The sequence below is a fragment of the Xenorhabdus budapestensis genome (genome assembly GCF_002632465.1).
In the GTDB taxonomy this organism is placed as follows: Bacteria; Pseudomonadota; Gammaproteobacteria; order Enterobacterales; family Enterobacteriaceae; genus Xenorhabdus; species Xenorhabdus budapestensis.
Genome location: NZ_NIBS01000105.1, coordinates 1 through 938, shown reverse-complemented (window position 1 = coordinate 938; position 938 = coordinate 1). Strand labels below are relative to the sequence as shown.

1 pseudogene is annotated in these 938 nt (G+C 55.5%); it reads right to left on the bottom strand.

The features are described 5' to 3' along the window. Positions 1–938, bottom strand: a pseudogene (locus Xbud_RS20030) (hypothetical protein); the annotation flags it as partial.

Sequence of the window (938 nt, the reverse complement as noted above, 5' to 3'; positions counted from 1 at the left end):
CATCGGCGGCAGTCAGGGTAATGTCATTGACCAGCTCTTTATCATTGACACGGCGGGTTAACGGCACCTTAGTGTCCGCCACTTTCATGACTTGCGTATTGGTTTCTTCCTTGCTGTAGGCGCCGACATCGGCGGCGGTCAGGGTAATGTCATTGACCAGCTCTTTATCATTGACACGGCGGGTTAACGGCACTTTGCTGTCCGCGGCTTTCAGGGCCTGTTGAGCTTCCTGCATGATCGGGGCATCACCGTCTTTGATCCGGCTATCGGTTTCATTCTTGCTGTAGGCGCCGACATCGGCGGCAGTCAGGGTAATGTCATTGACCAGCTCTTTATCATTGACACGGCGGGTTAACGGCACCTTAGTGTCCGCCACTTTCATGACTTGCGTATCGGTTTCTTCCTTGCTGTAGGCGCCGACATCGGCGGCGGTCAGGGCAATGTCATTGACCAGCTCTTTATCATTGACACGGCGGGTCAGAGGCACTTTGCTGTCCGCGGCTTTCAGAGCCTGTTGAGCTTCCTGCATAGCCTTCTGGGCTTCCTGCATGATCGGGGTATCACCGTCTTTGATCCGGCTATCGGTTTCGTCCTTGCTGTAGGCGCCGACATCGGCGGCAGTCAGGGTAATGTCATTGACCAGCTCTTTATCATTGACACGGCGGGTCAGAGGCACTTTGCTGTCCGCGGCTTTCAGGGCCTGTTGAGCTGCCTGCATGATCGGGGCATCACCGTCTTTGATCCGGCTATCGGTTTCATCCTTGCTGTAGGCGCCGACATCGGCGGCAGTCAGGGTAATGTCATTGACCAGCTCTTTATCATTGACACGGCGGGTTAACGGCACTTTGCTGTCCGCGGCTTTCAGGGCCTGTTGAGCTGCCTGCATGATCGGGGCATCACCGTCTTTGATCCGGCTATCGGTTTCGTCCTTGCTGTAG